16 protein-coding genes and 1 other annotated feature are annotated in these 18816 nt (G+C 47.6%); of the genes, 2 read left to right on the top strand and 14 right to left on the bottom strand.

The window, feature by feature from the left end; translation table 11 throughout:
• Positions 1 to 86 precede the first annotated feature (86 nt).
• From lonB to ilvE, 12 genes are all read right to left on the bottom strand, one after another.
• Complete coding sequence (gene lonB / locus M1D67_RS15505) at positions 87 to 1742, bottom strand: ATP-dependent protease LonB (protein ID WP_035338220.1); 1656 nt, start codon at positions 1740 to 1742, stop codon at positions 87 to 89.
• Positions 1743 to 1923: 181 nt separating this feature from the next.
• Entirely contained in the window at positions 1924 to 3189 is a 1266-nt protein-coding gene (clpX, locus tag M1D67_RS15510; protein WP_003184083.1) for an ATP-dependent protease ATP-binding subunit ClpX, read from the bottom strand.
• Positions 3190 to 3457: 268 nt separating this feature from the next.
• On the bottom strand, positions 3458 to 4732 hold the full coding sequence (tig, locus tag M1D67_RS15515; RefSeq protein ID WP_020452470.1) for a trigger factor: 1275 nt from the start codon (positions 4730 to 4732) through the stop codon (positions 3458 to 3460).
• Between the two features lie 226 nt (positions 4733 to 4958).
• Positions 4959 to 5966: a DNA damage checkpoint antagonist DdcA gene (ddcA, locus tag M1D67_RS15520; protein WP_023855434.1), complete on the bottom strand. Its 1008-nt coding sequence runs from the start codon at positions 5964 to 5966 to the stop codon at positions 4959 to 4961.
• 129 nt (positions 5967 to 6095) lie between these two features.
• The gene (gene leuD / locus M1D67_RS15525; protein WP_026579127.1) at positions 6096 to 6695 is read right to left on the bottom strand and encodes a 3-isopropylmalate dehydratase small subunit; all 600 of its coding nucleotides are present in this window, start codon (positions 6693 to 6695) and stop codon (positions 6096 to 6098) included.
• Between the two features lie 12 nt (positions 6696 to 6707).
• Positions 6708 to 8126: a 3-isopropylmalate dehydratase large subunit gene (gene leuC / locus M1D67_RS15530; RefSeq protein WP_026579126.1), complete on the bottom strand. Its 1419-nt coding sequence runs from the start codon at positions 8124 to 8126 to the stop codon at positions 6708 to 6710.
• A gap of 33 nt (positions 8127 to 8159) precedes the next feature.
• On the bottom strand, positions 8160 to 9272 hold the full coding sequence (gene leuB, locus M1D67_RS15535; protein WP_023855435.1) for a 3-isopropylmalate dehydrogenase: 1113 nt from the start codon (positions 9270 to 9272) through the stop codon (positions 8160 to 8162).
• Positions 9273 to 9299: 27 nt separating this feature from the next.
• A complete protein-coding gene (locus M1D67_RS15540) occupies positions 9300 to 10856 on the bottom strand; it encodes a 2-isopropylmalate synthase (RefSeq protein ID WP_026579125.1) in 1557 nt (518 codons plus the stop codon).
• The gene (gene ilvC, locus M1D67_RS15545) at positions 10843 to 11871 is read right to left on the bottom strand and encodes a ketol-acid reductoisomerase (RefSeq protein ID WP_020452476.1); all 1029 of its coding nucleotides are present in this window, start codon (positions 11869 to 11871) and stop codon (positions 10843 to 10845) included. Before ilvC ends, M1D67_RS15540 begins: the two co-directional genes overlap by 14 nt.
• Before the next feature lie 23 nt (positions 11872 to 11894).
• Positions 11895 to 12413: an acetolactate synthase small subunit gene (ilvN, locus tag M1D67_RS15550; protein ID WP_020452477.1), complete on the bottom strand. Its 519-nt coding sequence runs from the start codon at positions 12411 to 12413 to the stop codon at positions 11895 to 11897.
• Entirely contained in the window at positions 12410 to 14134 is a 1725-nt protein-coding gene (gene ilvB / locus M1D67_RS15555; protein WP_079289276.1) for an acetolactate synthase large subunit, read from the bottom strand. Before ilvB ends, ilvN begins: the two co-directional genes overlap by 4 nt.
• A 157-nt stretch (positions 14135 to 14291) precedes the next feature.
• Positions 14292 to 14553, bottom strand: a binding site (T-box leader).
• 4 nt (positions 14554 to 14557) lie between these two features.
• Entirely contained in the window at positions 14558 to 15472 is a 915-nt protein-coding gene (ilvE, locus tag M1D67_RS15560) for a branched-chain-amino-acid transaminase (protein WP_023855438.1), read from the bottom strand.
• A gap of 458 nt (positions 15473 to 15930) precedes the next feature.
• On the opposite strand from ilvE, the gene M1D67_RS15565 reads away from it, so the two are divergent.
• Entirely contained in the window at positions 15931 to 16155 is a 225-nt protein-coding gene (locus tag M1D67_RS15565; RefSeq protein ID WP_081691800.1) for a hypothetical protein, read from the top strand.
• 44 nt (positions 16156 to 16199) lie between these two features.
• Here M1D67_RS15565 and gdhA read toward each other — a convergent pair whose 3' ends face one another.
• The gene (gene gdhA / locus M1D67_RS15570; protein WP_448156405.1) at positions 16200 to 17582 is read right to left on the bottom strand and encodes an NADP-specific glutamate dehydrogenase; all 1383 of its coding nucleotides are present in this window, start codon (positions 17580 to 17582) and stop codon (positions 16200 to 16202) included.
• A 398-nt stretch (positions 17583 to 17980) separates the two neighbouring features.
• Here gdhA and M1D67_RS15575 point away from each other — a divergent pair, with 398 nt between their 5' ends.
• A complete protein-coding gene (locus tag M1D67_RS15575) occupies positions 17981 to 18235 on the top strand; it encodes a hypothetical protein (RefSeq protein WP_479831377.1) in 255 nt (84 codons plus the stop codon).
• Between the two features lie 44 nt (positions 18236 to 18279).
• Here M1D67_RS15575 and M1D67_RS15580 read toward each other — a convergent pair whose 3' ends face one another.
• Positions 18280 to 18771 (bottom strand): hypothetical protein, encoded by a 492-nt coding sequence (locus M1D67_RS15580; RefSeq protein WP_031304790.1) that lies wholly within the window; start codon positions 18769 to 18771, stop codon positions 18280 to 18282.
• Between the last annotated feature and the right edge of the window lie 45 nt (positions 18772 to 18816).

Here is an 18816-nt window from a genome sequence, read left to right on the forward strand (position 1 = left end):
AAAAGATGTCCTCCGCTAAGAAAACATGCCGGCGCCTGTCGGAGAAAACCGGCCCGAAAAAAATCCCCATCTGAAATGATGGGGATTTATACGGATTCTCTTTTCATCTGAGCGCCGTCAGGCATTTCTGAAGGAGGGTTGACCAATGCAAGGTCCAGCACTTCCTGCAAGGTTTTGACGGGAATGATATGTACGCCTTCTATCCGCTTTAAAATCGACTGGACATTTTCATGCGGAATAATAACCGTTTTTGCCCCCGCATGCTTGGCCGCTTTGATTTTCGGAATCACGCCGCCGATCGGCTTTACCCGGCCGTTCAGGCTGATTTCCCCCGTCATGGCGACAGTATGGTCTATCGGAACCTTATGAATGGCGGAGAAAATGCCCGCCGCCATGGCAATTCCTGCAGATGGTCCGTCAACCGGGATACCGCCGGGGAAATTCACGTGAATATCATAATCCGAAGCTTTTACTCCCATTGTCCGCAATACAGTCATGACATTTTCGACCGACCCTTTCGCCATGCTTTTCCGGCGGATCGATTTTGACTGGTTGCCGATATTCTCTTCTTCTGCGATGCCTGTGATATTAATCGATCCCTTATCAGCAGCCTTGTTGACTGTGACTTCAATTTCGAGCAGCGAACCGCTGTTAGGGCCGTGGACGGCAAGTCCGTTGACGATGCCGACCTGCGGTTTGGAGGCGATTTTTTGTTCGTATTTCGGTGTCAGCTGGCTCGAATGGATCACCCATTCGATATCTTCAACCGTCACCTCGTCGCGCTCTTCAGTCAAAGCCATTCCGGCGGCGATTTGCATCATATTGACGACTTCGCGGCCGTTTCTCGCATACCGCGTCAACAGGTCAAGTCCTTCCTCTGCGACTTTCTTCTGAATCTTATCAGCCGCTTTTTTGGCGACCGTTTTTAATTCTTGCTTTTCAAGGTCGCGGAAGAACACTTCCAGACATCTCGACCGAATCGCAGGCGGGATTTCGTCAGGCATCCTCGTCGTCGCGCCGATCAGTCTGAAATCCGCCGGCAGCCCGTTTTGAAAAATGTCGTGGATGTGTTTGGGGATTTGCGTGTTTTCTTCACTGTAATAGGCGCTTTCCAAAAACACTTTCCGATCTTCAAGCACCTTCAGCATTTTATTCATTTGAATCGGATGAAGCTCTCCGATTTCGTCGATGAATAATACCCCGCCGTGCGCATGCGTAACGGCTCCCTGCTTTGGCTGAGGAATTCCGGCCTGCCCCATCGCTCCGGCACCCTGATAAATCGGATCGTGGACCGATCCGATCAACGGGTCGGCGATTCCCCGCTCGTCGAAGCGGGCCGTTGTCGCGTCAAGCTCGACAAAGACGGAATGTTCCTGGAACGGTGAGCGCTTGTTCTTTTTCGCTTCTTCGAGGACAAGCCTTGCAGCTGCGGTTTTCCCTACACCTGGAGGGCCGTAAATAATGACATGCTGCGGATTTGGTCCGCAAAGGGCGGCTTTCAGCGCTTTAATGCCGTCCTCTTGGCCGACGATGTCTTTAAAAGCTGTCGGCCTTACCTTTTCTGATAACGGTTCTGATAAATGGATTGATCTCATTTTCCGGAGCTGTTCCATCTCTTTTTTGGACTCTCTGTCTATCGTAACCTTTTGGGTTCTTTGATTCTTGAGCAGATTCCAAAAATATAATCCGATGATGATCCCGAAAAATAGTTGTACAAAAAGTGCAATGCTCGTCCAGCTCAACTGATGGTCCCTCCTGAAATGGTTTCGTATCTTTAAGTATGTCAGATAGTATTTCCTGATCACGGAGGGAATAAACGTACAGAAAGGGATAATTTTGCTTTTCGAACCGTCACTTTTTTCTGTATGGCGACGGTTTCCAAATGCAAAAAAAGAACCTCCTTTGGCTAGGAGGTTCTCTGCATTATGCTGAAGTTTTTTTGTCTTTATTGACGACCGTGCCGTCTTTCATAATGAGACGCGGCGGTTCGCCGTCAGTGACGGTTTTGCCTGTAATCACGCATTTTTCAATATCCTCGCGTGACGGCAGATCGAACATCACGTCGAGCATGATTCCTTCGATAATGGAACGAAGTCCGCGTGCTCCTGTTTTACGTTCAATTGCTTTTTTAGCGATTTCTGTGAGCGCTTCGTCTTCAAATACAAGCTCCACATCATCCAGCTCAAGCATTTTTCTATATTGTTTAACAAGTGCGTTTTTCGGTTTTGTTAAAATTTCAACCAGCGCTTTTTCATCGAGTGGTTCAAGGCTTGCGATGATCGGGAGACGGCCGATGAATTCAGGGATCAGACCGAAGCGAAGCAAGTCTTCCGGAAGCACTTTGGAAAGAAGCGCTTCTTTTTCAAGATCTTCATGCTTGTTGTCAGAGCCGAAGCCGATGACCTTTTGACCGAGACGGCGCTTGATGATTTGCTCGATTCCGTCAAAAGCTCCGCCGCAAATGAACAGGATGTTCGTTGTGTCAATCTGGATGAACTCTTGATGAGGATGCTTTCTTCCGCCTTGTGGAGGAACGCTTGCAACCGTACCTTCAAGAATTTTAAGCAGAGCCTGCTGAACGCCTTCACCTGATACATCGCGTGTAATTGAAGGGTTCTCGGACTTTCTGGCCACTTTATCGATTTCATCGATGTAGATAATGCCTTTTTCCGCTTTTTCAACATCGTAGTCAGCAGCCTGAATCAGCTTAAGCAAAATGTTCTCCACATCTTCACCGACATAGCCTGCTTCAGTAAGCGAAGTGGCATCTGCAATGGCAAACGGCACATTCAGGATGCGGGCTAGTGTTTGAGCAAGAAGCGTTTTTCCGCTTCCAGTCGGTCCGATCATGGAAATATTACTTTTTGACAGCTCGACATCATCGACTTTGCTGTTCGAATTGATCCGCTTGTAATGATTGTAGACGGCCACGGCAAGGGATTTTTTTGCCTGGTCCTGGCCGATGACGTATTCATCAAGAATCTCGCGGATTTCCTTTGGTTTTGGGACATCTTTGAACTCCACTTCTTCTTCAGAGCCGAGTTCCTCTTCTACAATTTCAGTGCAAAGTTCGATGCACTCGTCACATATATATACGCCTGGTCCGGCGACAAGCTTGCGTACCTGATCTTGTGTTTTTCCGCAAAACGAGCATTTTAATTGTCCTTTTTCCTCGTTGAATTTAAACATTCTTTCACCCCTTATATCCTTGTCATTCCTGTTTCTTCGTTAAAAGAAACATCGCTTGAAAACATTCGTTCCATTATGTATTGCATTTTACCACACTTTCCAAAAAGGCGATAACGTTGTGTTTGCCGTTCGGCATATTCAATATGTATGTTGATCAAAACGACATTATCTATCCTTTCCCAAAGAAAAGATGATAAGTCAAAATTGTATAAAACAAGGCACGAAACATTCGCGCCCTGTTTTATATAAAGTATGATTATGAAACATATTAACGGTTTTCTACAAGAAAATCAATTGCTTTGCGAACTTTTAAGTCCTCTTTCATTCCTTCTGTAGAACCGATTGCTTGTTTGATGTTTTCAACAGGCATGTTGTACGCTTCAGCCATTTTAGAAAGCTCTTCTTCGACTTCTTCGTCAGTGACTTGAAGGTTTTCAGCTTTGGCGATCGCTTCCAGTGTCAGGTTGGATTTCACGCGTTTTTCAGCATCCTCTTTCATTTGCTCTTTCAGCGCGTTTTCATCCTGTCCTGAGAATTGGAAGTAAAGCTCAAGGTTCATGCCTTGCATTTGCAGACGCTGTTCGAATTCTTTCATCATGCGGTCAAGCTCTGTGTCGATCATCGCTTGAGGAATGTCAGCTTCAGCGTTTTCAGCTGCTTTTACGACAAGCTCTTCGCGAAGTTTAGCGTCCGCTTCGTTTTCTTTTGCTTCCTCGAGACGTTTTTTCGTTTTTTCAGTCAGCTCGGCAAGCGTTTCAACTTCCTCATCGACATCTTTCGCAAACTCGTCATTAAGCTCAGGAAGCTCCTTCGCTTTGATTTCGTGGATTTTCACTTTGAATACGGCAGGTTTGCCCGCAAGCTCTTCCGCATGGTATTCCTCAGGGAATGTTACTTCTACGTCTTTTTCAGCACCGGCTTCAAGTCCGACAAGCTGATCTTCAAAACCTGGAATGAAAGAGCCTGAACCGACTTCAAGGGAATAGTTTTCCGCTTTTCCGCCTTCGAACGCTTCGCCGTCTACGAATCCTTCGAAGTCAAGAACAACAGTGTCCCCTTCTTCCACTTTGCCGTCTTCTTTTACAACGAGTTCAGCCTGGCGCTCTTGAAGAGACTTCAGTTCATTTTGAACGTCTTCATCCGTTACGGCAGTATCGTCTTTTTCAATGCCAAGGCCTTTGTATTCGCCAAGTTTCACTTCAGGCTTAACCGTTACCTTCGCAGTGAAGATCAGGTTTTCGCCTTTTTCGATTTTTTCCACATCGATTTCCGGGCGATCAACAGGCTCAATGCCCGCTTCCTCTACCGCTTTCGGATACTCGACAGGAAGCAGGATGTCCAGCGCATCCTGATAAAGCGCCTCAACACCAAAACGCTGTTCAAACAAACCGCGCGGTACTTTCCCTTTGCGGAATCCAGGAATGGATACTTGCTTTACGACTTTTTTAAATGCATCATCAAGGGCTTTATTAAAGGTATCGGCATCTACCTCAACCGTTAAAACGCCTTCGTTTCCTTCTTGCTTTTCCCATTTTACTGACATGTGTTTCCCTCCAAAATCTATTCAGGTTGTGTCGGTTTTCCATTTTAAAACAAACAAACGGCTACGTCCATCGCAAGCTGCCGACTGTGTGCAGCTCATGTGTTTCTGACAGCCATCATTATGTATACAAAGATAAATAATGAACTTTAAGCGGCAAACGGATCAACTTCCGTTTTTCACAAATGCAACCACTATATTATAACACAATGCCCGCTGCTTTCAACATTTACAAATAAGAAATTTCTTCTATGTCTTTGATGAGCGCGCAGGCCTCGTCAAGCTGTCTGTCATTGAATTCATAGAGAATATGAAGCTCCTCTTTATCGATGTCGATCCCGTGCATTTCGTATCCGACTTTATGCAGCGCAGCAGCCCAGAGCTCGCGGTTTGAGTATTTCGGCTGAAACGGATAGAGGACGTAAATATGCCTTCTCCACAGCTCTTCGACCGCTTGGTACAGCGTGGGATTTTCATTCCCCAGCGTGTCATCCAGCACGCTCAGAACATGCTTTAATATCGGCATATCATCCGGCTTGACTGTCTCTGTCGGATTAATTGTCATCGAATCGCCAAATTTTGCGACAAGTGTCGGCTTTTCATGGTCTGACTCGGCCAAAAGCTGGAGAATCATCGTTTTTACGACAGGATGCGCGCTCGGATTTTGCAAAATTGTTTTCAACAAGCCGATATAGCTTGTCAGATTGCGGTCCTTCAGTCCGTGAAGAAGCTTAACCTGCTCTTCCGTGTCATTCAAAAGCCTTTCCTGATCAACCTCCTCCGTCTCGGGAAGGTCTTCGGTGATATCCTCAGGTCCGGGGTCTTCCGTCATCTTGCGGCTGAAATCAAGCAGTTTATAAAACTGTTCCGCGCTTTCAGGAGGCAGCTTATTTTCTTCGAGTACAGCTTCAATCGTTTCTTTTACTTTTTCGTATTGTCTGAGCTGGATTAAAATCGTCATATAGACTTGTAAAACGGTAAAATAATGGCCGTGGCCTTCTTTCAGCATTTTTTCACAGATGCCTTTCGCTTCTTCAAGCTCGCCGATTTCCAGCAGGCAGATGGCCATTCCCAGATAAATATCCGATTCCTCGTCATCATAGCGCTTCGCTTCAGAAAACAGCCTGAGCGCTTCATGGTAATTCTTTTCTTTAAGCGCGGCCATCCCTTTGTGCACTAAACGCTCCTTAACGTTCGGGAACGGGATGATCTTCGAGTTTTTCTTGTCATGCTTCATTTCTAAGTTCCTTTCAGGCACTTATTTTTTAACAAGTGTATCAACCCGGCCCGCTAAACACAAGAAAGAACCGGCGGCAGTATGCTGCCTTCAGCAAAAAAAGCCTCCGATCTACATCGGACAGCTTTTTTATGCTTGCAACCAAGAACTTCTCTGTTTCTCAAATTGTTCGATTTCTTCTTCAAGGAGCAATGTTAAAGAAATTTCATCGTAACCGTTCAGCAGCATCTCTTTCCAATGCGGATCGACCTCAAATGCAATCTGCTGCCCGGCGTGGTCTGTTATCGTCTGTTTTTCAAGATCGACAGTCATCGGCAAAGACTGATGTTCATACTGTTCAGCAAGCACTTTCCACGTCTCGTAAGGAAGGCGGATCGGCAGCATGCCGTTTTTGAAACAGTTCTGGTGAAAGATATCGGCAAAAGACGGCGCGATAATGATTTTAAATCCGTAGTCGTCTAGCGCCCATGGGGCGTGTTCCCTTGAAGAGCCGCAGCCGAAATTTTCGCCGGCGATTAAAATCGAAGCGCCTTTGTATTCCGGCCGGTTCAGCTCAAAATCAGGGTTTGGATCGCCGTTATCCAAATACCTCCAGTCAAAGAAAGCAAAGCGGCCGTATCCCGTTCTTTCGATCCTCTTTAAAAATTGCTTCGGAATGATCTGGTCCGTGTCTACGTTGATTCTGTTTAGCACCGCCGCTATTCCGGTATGGGTCTTTAATGGCTCCATCTTGTCACTCCTCTATACAGCTGTTGTCTCTTGGTAATATTTTCTGACATCGACAAAGCGTCCGTGAATCGCGGCCATCGCGGCCATCGCCGGGCTGACGAGATGCGTCCTGGCCCCTTTGCCCTGTCTGCCTTCAAAATTGCGGTTGGAAGTGGAAGCACAGCGCTCTCCTTCAGGGACAACATCGTTGTTCATGCTCAAACACATGCTGCATCCCGATTCTCTCCATTCAAAACCCGCTTCGATGAAAATCTGGTGAAGCCCTTCATTTTCAGCTTGAATTTTGACGCTTTGCGAGCCGGGAACGACGATCGCTCTGACGCCGTCGGCGACTTTTTGGCCTTTTATCATTTCAGCAGCCTGGCGAAGATCTGTCATGCGCGAGTTGGTGCATGAACCGATAAAGACGTGCTCGATTGTAATGTCCTCGATTTTTTTATATGGTTCAAGACCCATATATTCATATGCGCGCTGCGCTTCTTTTTTATCGTCTTCCTGAGAGAAGGCCTCAGGGCCCGGAATCGCTTCATCAACCGGCAGCACCATGCCAGGGTTGATGCCCCACGTCACCATCGGTGAAATCGCGCTTCCGTCCATCAAGATCGTCCGGTCGTAGACCGCCCCCGGATCGGTTCTCAGATTCTTCCACTCTTCTACAGCTTTCTCAAACTCTTCGCCTTTTGGCGCATATTTTTTCGTTTTGACATATTCAAATGTTGTTTCATCCGGTGCAATCAATCCTGCTCTTGCCCCAGCTTCGATTGACATGTTGCACACCGTCATCCGTTCGTCCATCGACATGTTTCGGAATACTTCGCCGGTATATTCAATGACATAACCCGCACCGAATTTAACCCCGTATTTTCCGATGACCGCCAGAATGACGTCTTTAGCCGTCACTCCTTTTTGCAGTTTGCCGTCAACGCGGATTTCCAGCGTCTTCGGTTTTTGCTGCCAAAGCGTCTGCGTCGACAAGACGTGCTCCACCTCGCTCGTTCCGATTCCGAAAGCGAGCGCACCAAACGCTCCGTGTGTAGATGTATGACTGTCTCCGCAAACGATCGTTTTGCCCGGCAGCGTCAGCCCCAGTTCAGGCCCGATGACATGGACGATCCCCTGGTCGACGCTTGACAAGTCTGCGAGGCGGATGCCGAATTCTTCGCAATTCCGTTCGAGCGCACTGACCTGCCGTTTGGCGACATCATCTTTAATCTCAAACCGATTGACAGTCGGAATGTTGTGGTCCATTGTGGCAAACGTATTTTGAGGCCGTCTGACTTTTCTATTCTTTTGCCTTAGGCCTTCAAAGGCCTGGGGTGACGTTACCTCGTGTATCAGATGCAGATCGATATAGAGAAGGTCAGGCTTCCCTTCACCTTTTTTAATCACGTGTTGATCCCAAATTTTTTCGATGATCGTTCGAGGCATCATCTTTCTTCCTCCCTCTACCAATATCCATTTTCCTTAAACGTAAGCGGTCATGATGTTTGAAATGGCATTGTCGTCTGCCAGCGCAGCTTTTACTTCCCCTGTAATCGATTGAGTCGTGGAATGTTCCGATCCTTTTGCCAGGTCCTTCGTCCGCTTACCTGCCCGGAGAACTTGATCAACTGCGTGTTCAACAGCTTTCGCTTCAGCTTCAAGACCGAATGACGTCCTGAGCATCATAGCCGCGGACAAGATCGCCGCAAGCGGATTGGCAATGTTCTGTCCCGCGATATCAGGGGCCGATCCGTGGACAGGTTCATATAGATGAAGTCCGGAGCTTGATAAGCTTGCCGACGGCAGCATGCCGAGCGACCCGGTCAGCATCGATGCTTCATCGCTTAAAATATCGCCGAACATGTTTTCAGTCACGATAATGTCAAACTGTCCAGGCGCATAAATGAGCTGCATCGCTGCATTGTCGACGAGCATGTGCTCAAGCTTGACGTCAGGAAACTCTTTCGCTACTTCTTCCGCCGTCTTGCGCCATAGTTTGCTTGACTCAAGGACGTTCGCTTTATCAACTGAGGTCACTTTGCCTTTTCGTCTCTGCGCCATTTGGAAGGCCTCCCTGATGACCCTTTCCATTTCCGACTTTTTATAAAACAGCGTGTCAACGGCTTCTTCCTCGCCGTTCTGATTGACGTACTGCTCGCTAGGCTTTCCGAAATACAGGCCGCCCGTCAGCTCGCGAACGATGACAAAGTCAACACCTTCGATATATTCAGCTTTTAACGGAGAAGCTCCCGCAAGGCTTTCAAATACTTTAACAGGCCGCAGATTGGCAAAAAGATCGAGCTGCTTGCGGATGGCGAGCAGCCCTTTTTCAGGCCTCAGCTCAGAAGGATTTTGATCCCATTTCGGCCCGCCTACTGCTCCGAGCAAAATGGCGTCCGCAGCTTTGCAAGCGGCGACAGTTTCCTCGGGAAGCGGCGCTCCCGCCTCATCAATTGCCGCTCCGCCGATCAGGCCGTATTCAAATTCGAATTCATGCTGATAATGTTCAGCAACGCTTTTCAGCACATCAACAGCCGCGTCCAATACTTCGGGACCAATTCCGTCACCGGGCAAAAGTGCGATTCGTTTTTTCAAATTCAACAAACTCCTTCCTTATTACTGTTATGATCCTACAGCCGCCTGTTTTGACAATCCTTCCGTATTCGTCTTCAATACGAGATAGCGGTTCACTGCGTTCAAGTAAGCTTTGGCAGATGCTTCGAGAACATCCTGGGCGACTCCGCGTCCTCCGGATTCTTTTCCGTCGATCATCACCCTGACGTATACTTGCGCAAATGCATCCTGTCCCTTGCGATTGGATTGAATCCGGTAATCAAGGAGCTGGACTTCTTTATCCATACAGCGCTTCAGCGTGTTGTACACCGCTTCAACACTTCCCGCTCCGGTCGCCGCTTCCTGGATGATCTGATCCGTTTCCTGATCTTTAAGGGAAACCGTTGCTGTCGGAACCTGCGAGGTGCCGTAATGAACCTGCAGCGAAATAAATTCATAGCCGATTTTGCGGTCTGCCGTTTTCTCCTCGAGAATCAGCGAGATGAGATCTTCATCCGTAAATTCCTTTTTCTTGCCGGTAAGTTCTTTAAAGATGTTAAAAAATTTATTGATTTCTTCTTCTCCAAACTGGAATCCGAGGTTTTGCAGCTTATCTTTAAATGCGTGGCGCCCTGAATGCTTTCCGAGGACAAGCGCATCCGTTTTTACGCCGACAAGCTCCGGAGAAATAATTTCATATGTTGTTTTTTCTTTTAAGAAGCCGTCCTGGTGAATGCCTGATTCGTGGGCAAAGGCATTATCGCCGACGACCGCTTTGTTCCGCGGCACGGCCATGCCGGTCAGTTTGCTCACTAAATCACTTGTCCGCTTAATCTCATTCAGCTGAATCGTTGATTCCGCCTGGTAGAAATCTTTTCGGAGATAGAGGGCGACGGCGATTTCTTCAAGAGAGGCGTTCCCCGCTCTTTCGCCTATGCCGTTGATGACCGATTCGACTTGATCCGCTCCGTTTTCAATCGCAGCCAAAGAGTTGGCGACAGCCATGCCTAAATCATCGTGGCAATGGGCTGAAAGCGTGACTTTGTCAGCATTGCGGGCATTTTCTTTAATATAGCGGAAGATATTTCCGTATTCGGCGGGCGCTAAATAACCGACCGTATCCGGAAGATTGACGACGTCCGCTCCCGCGGCGATCACTTCGCTGACGATCTCGGCTAAAAACGGAAGGTCGGTCCGGCACGCATCTTCGGCAGACCACTGGACGATCGGGAAGCGTTCTTTGGCGTATTTCACCATTGCGACCGCCTGTTCCAGAACCTGTTCGCGCGTTTTTTTCAGCTTATATTTTAAATGGATGTCAGAAGTGGCGATAAAAATGTGAAGCCTTGGTTCAGCCCCGTCTTTGAGCGCTTCCCACGCCGAATCGATATCTCCTTTGACAGAGCGGGCAAGCCCCGTTACCGAACAGTTTTTAATCGTCCTTGCGATTTCTTTTACTGCGTTGAAATCCCCGGGGGATGAAGCGGGGAAACCCGCTTCCATAATGTTGACCCCGAGTTTTTCAAGCTGCTGGGCGATCGCCAGCTTCTCCTGCGTGTTTAAATTAACGCCCGGCGACTGCTCACCGTCACGGAGTGTCGTATCAAAAAAGTTAATTTTTCGCACCGGCTACCACCGCTTCCTTCTTCTTGCCCTGCTTGACAAACGGCATCATTTCGCGAAGCTTTCTTCCGACCACTTCGATTTCGTGTTCGTTTTCGCTTGTATTGATGGCGTTGAAACGCGGACGGTTGACTTGGTTTTCGACGATCCATTCTTTCGCGAATGTACCGTTTTGGATGTCTTTCAATACTTCTTTCATTGATGCTTTTACCTTCTCATCGACGACGCGCGGGCCTGATACGAAATCTCCCCACTGCGCTGTGTCTGAAATCGAATATCTCATGCCTGCTAAACCTTCTTCATACATCAAGTCGACGATGAGCTTCAGCTCGTGCAGACACTCGAAGTATGCGAGTTCAGGCTGATAGCCCGCTTCTGTCAGCGTTTCGAATCCTGCTTTGACAAGGGAAGTCAATCCTCCGCACAGCACCGCCTGTTCACCGAAAAGATCGGTTTCAGTTTCTTCTTTAAATGTTGTTTCAAGAACACCGGCTCTTGCTCCGCCGATCGCTTTAGCATAAGCAAGGGCTTTGTCTTTCGCTTCCCCTGTGACATCCTGATAGATCGCAAACAGCGCCGGAACCCCTGCACCTTGTTCAAACGTTCTTCTGACTAGATGTCCCGGTCCTTTAGGAGCGACAAGGAATACGTCAACATCTGCCGGAGGCACGATCTGATGGAAATGAACGTTGAATCCGTGGGCGAATACGAGTGAATTGCCCGCTTGAAGTCCGTCTTTAATTTCCGCTTCATACACTTTTTGCTGCTGTTCATCCGGAAGAAGCACCATAACGATGTCGGCCTGTTCTGCCGCTTCTCTTACCGTGAAAACTTGATGGCCGTCTTCCTCTGCTTTAGCAAAGGATTTCCCTTTTCTGACGCCGACAATGACGTCCACTCCGCTTTCTTTCAGGTTCAGTGCGTGCGCATGGCCTTGAGAGCCGTATCCGATTACCGCTACTTTTTTGCCTGCCAATACGTTTTCTTTGATATCACCGTTATAATATACTTTTACCATTTCAATCTCTCCCTTTTTATGTTTTATACAATAGATATTGTTTTAATAGAGGACGGCTTTTGCTGGGTTCCCCTCGCAAAGGCCGTGGTGCCTGTTCTGGCAACCTCTTTAATCCCGTATGGTTTCAACAGTTCGATCAGGGCTTCGATCTTGCTTGATTCCCCCGTCACTTGAATCACGACGCTGTCTTTTGCGACATCGACGACAGTCGCCCGAAACGGTTCAATGACGCCGTTTATTTCCGCCCTGCTCGACGGAGGGGAAACCACCCTGATTAATGCCAGCTCTCTTTGGACGATCGATTGATTTGTAATATCCGTGACTTTCAGTACATCAATCTGTTTGTTTAATTGTTTTGTCAGCTGTTCCGTTTCTTTTTCATCTGCCACATGCACGACAAACGTGATCCTGGAAATCCCCGCTGTTTCGGTGTGGCCGACGGTAATGCTTTCAATGTTGTAATGCCGTTTTGTAAACAACCCTGTAATTCTGTTTAAGACGCCGCTTTGATTCAAAACCGTCAGCGTGATGATTCTTTTCAAGGTTTCACCCCCACCATTTCGTGCAGCCCTTTTCCAGGCGCAACCATTGGAAATACTTTTTCAGCTTGTGCAACCTGAACATCGATGACCACCGGTTCATTCGACGTTAGCGCCGCTTCCAGCTTTTCTTCCGCTTCTTTTTCAGATGTGATTCGGACACCTTTGATGCCGTATGCTTCAGACAGCTTGATAAAATCAGGCTGTGATGCGAACTTGGAGTGTGAATAGCGCTCATCGTAAAAGATCTCCTGCCATTGCCGGACCATTCCGAGGCAGCGGTTGTTTAAGACCACGACTTTGATCGGAAGGTTCAGATCGCGAATGACGGACAGCTCCTGCAGTGTCATCTGGAATCCTCCGTCACCGAGTATCGATACAACTGTCGCATCCTTATCCGCAAGCTGTGCCCCGATTGCCGCCGGAAGTCCGAAGCCCATCGTGCCGAGCCCGCCGGAAGTGACCCACCTGTCGGCTTTTTGGAACTGATAAAATTGCGCGGCCCACATTTGATGCTGTCCGACGTCCGTCGTTAAAATAGCTTCGCCTTTTGTATAGCGGTGGATATATTCGATCAGCTTCTGCGGTTTGAATCCCTCTGCTTCATTCTCTTCATACCAGAGCGGATATTCGTTTTTCCAGTCCGCAAGCTGCTTTTTCCACTCATCGGAAGCGCTCGGTTTGCCGTTTTGCTTGATCAGCTCTGTCAGTACAAGCTTGCTGTCGCCGACAACCGGAATGTGCGTATGAACGATTTTGCCGATTTCAGCCGGATCGATGTCAATGTGAGCGACTTTCGCATATTTTGCAAAATGCTTCAAGTTCCCTGTGACCCGATCATCGAATCTCGCACCGATGCTGATTAACAGATCGCTTTCATACAGAGCCATGTTGGCCGCATACGTTCCGTGCATTCCGGCCATCCCGAGGAAAAGCGGATGGTCGGCTGGAAATCCTCCCAAGCCTAACAGCGTATGCGCCACCGGAATTTGCTGCTGTTCGACATAATTTTTTAATTCTTCTGACGCTTTCCCGTGCAAGACGCCCGCGCCCGCTAAAATTACCGGCTTTTTCGCTGCACTGACCGCTTCCACAAGCTTTCTGATCTGCAGATAATTCGGTTCCTTCGTCGGCTGATAGCCAGGAAGGTGAATCTCATGGTCGTAGCGGAATTCTCCTTCTACAACGGCGATGTCTTTAGGAATATCGATTAAAACGGGGCCCGGTCTTCCTGTTGTTGCGATATGAAATGCTTCTTTAATAATTCTCGGCAGATCTTCTGCATGGCGAACCTGGTAGCTGTGCTTTGTAATCGGCATCGTAATTCCGATGACATCAGCTTCTTGAAATGCGTCAGATCCGATAACCGAGGTCGCAACCTGACCGGTGAATACGACGAGAGGCAATGAATCGATCATCGCGTCGGCCAGACCCGTTACAAGGTTGGTCGCTCCCGGACCGGATGTGGCGATGACGACACCCGGTTTCCCCGAAATCCTCGCATATCCTTCGGCTGCGTGGATAGCGCCTTGTTCATGGCGCGTCAGTACATGAAACATCCCCGATCCGTAGAGTTTGTCATAAATCGACAGGACCGCACCGCCGGGATACCCGTAGATCACTTCGACATTTTCCTTTTTTAAAGCCTCAATCAGCATTGACGCCCCTGCCATTGTTTGTGTACATTGGGCATTTTCAGCATCCAACTGTACATTCGTCCCCATTTTTCTTCCTCCTTATCAAGTGATCATCATCACTGTTCATTCACGTGGTTTTTTTAAAAATAATTCATGTATATATGCCGCAAAGCATGTTTCCAATCTGCTTTTGCAGCTAAAAAAAGCCTTCCCGCCCACTGTTGACGCTGCACACCTTGCAGGCCAAAGGGGCGAAAAGGCTTTTCTTTCCGCGGTACCACCCTTGTTCGCGGCTTTCGAAAGCCGCCTTATGGATAATCGCTTATCCGGTTTAATAACGAGTGAACCTTCGTGACGTTCACCCGGCCAGCCTTACTAAACTTGGAAGTCGTTCAGGCTGACACTCAGAGGGGAGTTCACAAGCGGAGGCCGTCACCGGTTTCCAGCAATCCCGGCTCTCTGCAGGCGGCGTTTCCGCTGTTACTTATCCTCTTCAACGTTTGTCTTTATTCAACTGACACTTAAGCTTTGATCTTCGAGGCTGACTTTTATCCCTTCACGGACGACGCGCTCGCGGAACTTTTCAAGCATCCGGTTTGTGTGGACTCCCGGTTTGCCGTCCCCGATCTTGCGGCCGTCAACTTTAACGACCGCGATGACTTCTGCAGCCGTTCCGGTTAAAAACACTTCGTCGGCTGTGTATACGTCATGGCGGGTAAACGGCTCCTCCTTCACTTCATAGCCGAGCTCCTGCGCTATTTCGATAATGGCATTCCGAGTGATTCCTTCAAGCGCTCCGATATAGCCCGGAGGCGTCAAAAGCTTTCCGCTTTTATAAATAAATACGTTATCCGCAGAACCTTCGGCGACATAGCCTTGATCATTGAGCATGAGCGCTTCTGTCACGCCCGCCATGTGCGCCTCGATCCGGACAAGAATATTGTTTAAATAGTTCAGCGATTTCACTTTAGGGCTCAGCACATCAGGTCTGTTTCTTCTTGTCGGAACCGTAACGATGTCAATTCCCGTTTCATATAAGTGTTTCGGGAATATTGCCAATGGTTCGACAATTATAATGACACTCGGGTGTGAACAATTGTTTGGATCGAGTCCGAGGTCACCTGCTCCTCTTGAAACGACCAAGCGGATGTAAGCGTCTTTAAGCCCGTTTTTTTCGACTGTTTTGAGAACGTGCTGTGTCAGTTCTTCCTGCTGGTATGGAATCTCCAGCATGATCGATCTCGCAGAATCGTAGAGGCGGTCCATGTGCTCTTTCATTCTGAAGATGTTGCCGTCGTATACCCTGATCCCTTCAAACACGCCGTCCCCGTATAAAAATCCGTGATCATAGACTGATATTTTAGCGTCTTCTTTTTTAACGAGTTTGTCGTTTAGGAAGATCCACTGGTCTTTCTGGTCCCCCATCCCTCTAGCACACCTTTCTGTTGTAAATGAACGCTTTAAACGGTTAAAAATCGATGATGCGGGAACCCGTTTTCCCGCTGTCATTCCCGGGAAAGATGAAAAGTTTTCAAGTGATTTGTTCTTTTGTTTGAACTCATATTACGCCCCTTTACATGCAGTGTCAACCGTATTTTTTAAAATTATTAGACAATTTCGATTAATCAATCTACTTGTATACGCTTACATGATTGATATAAAAGGAAATGCAAAATTGAAAAACAATTTGAAATTTTTTATGCAATCTATAAAGATTACATAAAAAAACTGGTGTTTTATACAGTTTTGTTAGATTTTATGACTGACAACTTTTTAAAATTTCATCCCGGAAGGTTAGATTTTTTACTACATTTGTGTACAGACTCCATTTTACGATTTTTTACATAAACTGCTGTTAATCCAAATAGAAACGGGTGAATATGATGTACCGCACCTTTCCTCCATACTCTGATCCCCGCGTGCGCCAATACCCGGGATACTTCGGTTATCCGACTACTTATGTCTATAATCCTTCAGCACACGGGCCCTATACCTATTATCCGTACGGCGGAGTGTTCACCACTCCGACTCTCGGATTCAGCATCAGCTATCCGGGAATTTCCGTTCCCGCTGTGCACGGCTTTACCGGTGGATTCAGAGAAGATTAACAAAGCACAAAAAAGAGAGAGCATTTTGCTCTCTCTTTTTACGGTTAAACGACTCCCTGAGCGATCATCGCATCCGCCACTTTAATAAATCCGGCTATATTGCAGCCGTCAAGCAGATTGCCGGGACGTCCGTATTCTGAAGCCGCTTCAACGCTTCTCTTGTAAATATCGGTCATGATCGTTCTGAGCTTCTCATCCGTTTCTTCCGCCGTCCAGTGGAGCCGTGCGCTGTTCTGCGCCATTTCGAGCGCTGAAACGGCCACACCGCCGGCATTTGCAGCCTTAGCCGGCCCGAAAAGAACCCCCGCATCCAAAAAGCGTTTGACGGCGCCCTCTTCAGACGGCATATTCGCCCCTTCTCCGACAGCTTTGACCCCATTTGAAATGAGCACTCCGGCCGCCTCTTCGTCAATTTCGTTCTGGGTCGCGCACGGAAGCGCGATATCGCACGGAATAGACCAAATGCCGGAGCATCCTTCGAAATAGTGTGCTTCCGGATGCTCGCTGACATACTCGCGAATCCTTCCGTTCCCGCTTTCTTTAAGCCGCTTCACCGTCTCAAGGCTGATGCCTTTTTCGTCATAGACATAGCCGTCAGAATCACTGCAGGCCACTACTTTTCCGCCGAATTGAGCGGCTTTTTCCATCGCATACAGCGCGACATTGCCTGAACCGGAGACGACAACGGTGCTGTTTTCAAAACGCAGCCCCTGATCCTTCAGCATTTCTTCTACGAAATAAACCAGACCGTACCCTGTCGCTTCTTTCCTCGTCAAACTGCCCCCGTATTCAAGGCCTTTGCCTGTTAACACACCTGCATCATAGCGGCCCCGAATCTTTTTATACTGTCCGAACATAAACCCGACTTCCCTAGCTCCGACACCAATATCACCGGCAGGGATATCCGTGTCCGGTCCGATATGTCTGTACAGTTCATTCATGAAGCTTTGCGTAAAACTCATGATCTCCCTGTCAGACTTGCCCTTCGGATCAAAATCAGCCCCGCCTTTTCCGCCGCCGATCGGCTGGCCGGTCAAAGAATTTTTAAAAATTTGTTCGAAGCCCAAAAATTTAATAATGCTCGCATTTACAGAAGGATGAAAACGGATGCCGCCTTTATACGGACCGATTGCGCTGTTAAATTGAACCCGGTATCCCCTGTTAACCTGGATATTGCCTTCATCATCGACCCACGGCACCCTGAAGGTGATCATCCGTTCAGGCTCTGCAATCCTTTCAAGAATGCGGTGTTCGATATACTTTGGATGTCTTGCCAATACAGGGACGAGGGAATCGAAAATTTCTTTTACAGCTTGAAGAAATTCGCTTTCGTGAAGATTTCGCTGCCGCACTGTCTCGTATGCTTTTGTCACATAATCTCTCGCCATCTGAACATTTGTTTGCTCCATTTTTTCTAGCGTATGCATCTTTCTTCAGCTCCCTTTCTAAAATAAAAGCAGAACGAACGTTGTAAGATTTTCTACATGGTAAATTTTACAACCAATGCCCCATTTACATCAATCTGAAAAACAGATTAAACCATTGCTGAATTGAGATGTATAACAAAAAGCGAGAATAGACGGGTATTAAGATAGAAGAACCGTTCTTAAATGCTGAGGAGAAAAGAACCAATAAACCATAAAATACCATAACATCCGAAAGGTTTTTTCTGTGCTTTTCGTTGCGATCGGCGCATTTGCCCGTTGTACTCTCGGCAGAAAATGAGCATCTTCTCCCGTTCTTAAAATGAATCCTACTGCACAAAACGAAAACACATAGCTCTTCTTTTTCATGGCAACAATAAAACTAAAACAGGGGTGATCTGATGGACGACAAAAAAGAACTGTCAAACGTTGAAACACAAAGAAACTTTTTAACGGCAGAAGAATTTCCTGAAGGAGCGTATGGAGCTGCCCAGGGCAAAGACAAGCCTGTTGAAAACAAAAACACGCCATGGAAGGAAGGTCAGCAGTACTACAGCAATTTCACATATGAATTCCGCAACCTCCACCAAGGAATGCCGCGACAGTACCCCGGGGCGCATCCAACCCATGACGAAAAGGATCAAAACGCGGAATGACCGATATAAAAAAGAGCCGTGCTAAACGGCTCTTTTAAGCTTTTTTATTGGAGGGGCTGCTGGAAATTTTGATTGTGCTGCTGGTTTTGTTGGTTTTGCTGACCCTGTTGACCTTGCTGTCCTTGCTGGTTAAATGATTGCTGCGCCTGCTGAAGTGCCTGGCTCATTTGGTTCATGGCCTGGTTTGTCTGGATTCCTTGAAGAGCCTGATTCAGCTGCTGAACAGCCTGCTGAATGCTTTGCTGAATTTGCTGATCCGTCTGCTGCATTTGCTGCTGAGATTGGGAGCTGAATTGCTGAATTTGCTGCTTCAGCTGATTGATTCCCTGGCTCAATTGAGAGCTCTGCTGGCCGCTTTGGCCCTGCTGCTGTGACCCCATTTGATTAACAGTTTGCTCCAGCTGGGCAAGCTGCTGCTGGATATTTCCGAATTCCTGAGCAAGTTCGGTATCCGTGATGTTCACTCCGAGCAGCTGCTCATGCTTTTGTTTTTGTTGCTTTTGTTTTTGCTGCTGGTTTTGCTGTTGTTTTGTCATGACAACATCCTCCTTAAAATTGATCACACCCTTTATCTTTTTCAT

Source organism: Bacillus sp. PK6-025 (assembly GCF_056530265.1).

Coding starts and splice junctions, on each gene's coding strand:
- clpX (WP_003184083.1), bottom strand. CDS start 3,189: ATGTTTAAATTCAACGAGGAAAAAGGACAATTAAAATGCTCGTTTTGC.
- tig (WP_020452470.1), bottom strand. CDS start 4,732: ATGTCAGTAAAATGGGAAAAGCAAGAAGGAAACGAAGGCGTTTTAACG.
- ddcA (WP_023855434.1), bottom strand. CDS start 5,966: ATGAAGCATGACAAGAAAAACTCGAAGATCATCCCGTTCCCGAACGTT.
- leuD (WP_026579127.1), bottom strand. CDS start 6,695: ATGGAGCCATTAAAGACCCATACCGGAATAGCGGCGGTGCTAAACAGA.
- leuC (WP_026579126.1), bottom strand. CDS start 8,126: ATGATGCCTCGAACGATCATCGAAAAAATTTGGGATCAACACGTGATT.
- ilvC (WP_020452476.1), bottom strand. CDS start 11,871: ATGGTAAAAGTATATTATAACGGTGATATCAAAGAAAACGTATTGGCA.
- ilvB (WP_079289276.1), bottom strand. CDS start 14,134: ATGGGGACGAATGTACAGTTGGATGCTGAAAATGCCCAATGTACACAA.
- ilvE (WP_023855438.1), bottom strand. CDS start 15,472: ATGGGGGACCAGAAAGACCAGTGGATCTTCCTAAACGACAAACTCGTT.
- M1D67_RS15565 (WP_081691800.1), top strand. CDS start 15,931: ATGTACCGCACCTTTCCTCCATACTCTGATCCCCGCGTGCGCCAATAC.
- gdhA (WP_448156405.1), bottom strand. CDS start 17,582: ATGCATACGCTAGAAAAAATGGAGCAAACAAATGTTCAGATGGCGAGA.
- M1D67_RS15575 (WP_479831377.1), top strand. CDS start 17,981: ATGGACGACAAAAAAGAACTGTCAAACGTTGAAACACAAAGAAACTTT.
- M1D67_RS15580 (WP_031304790.1), bottom strand. CDS start 18,771: ATGACAAAACAACAGCAAAACCAGCAGCAAAAACAAAAGCAACAAAAA.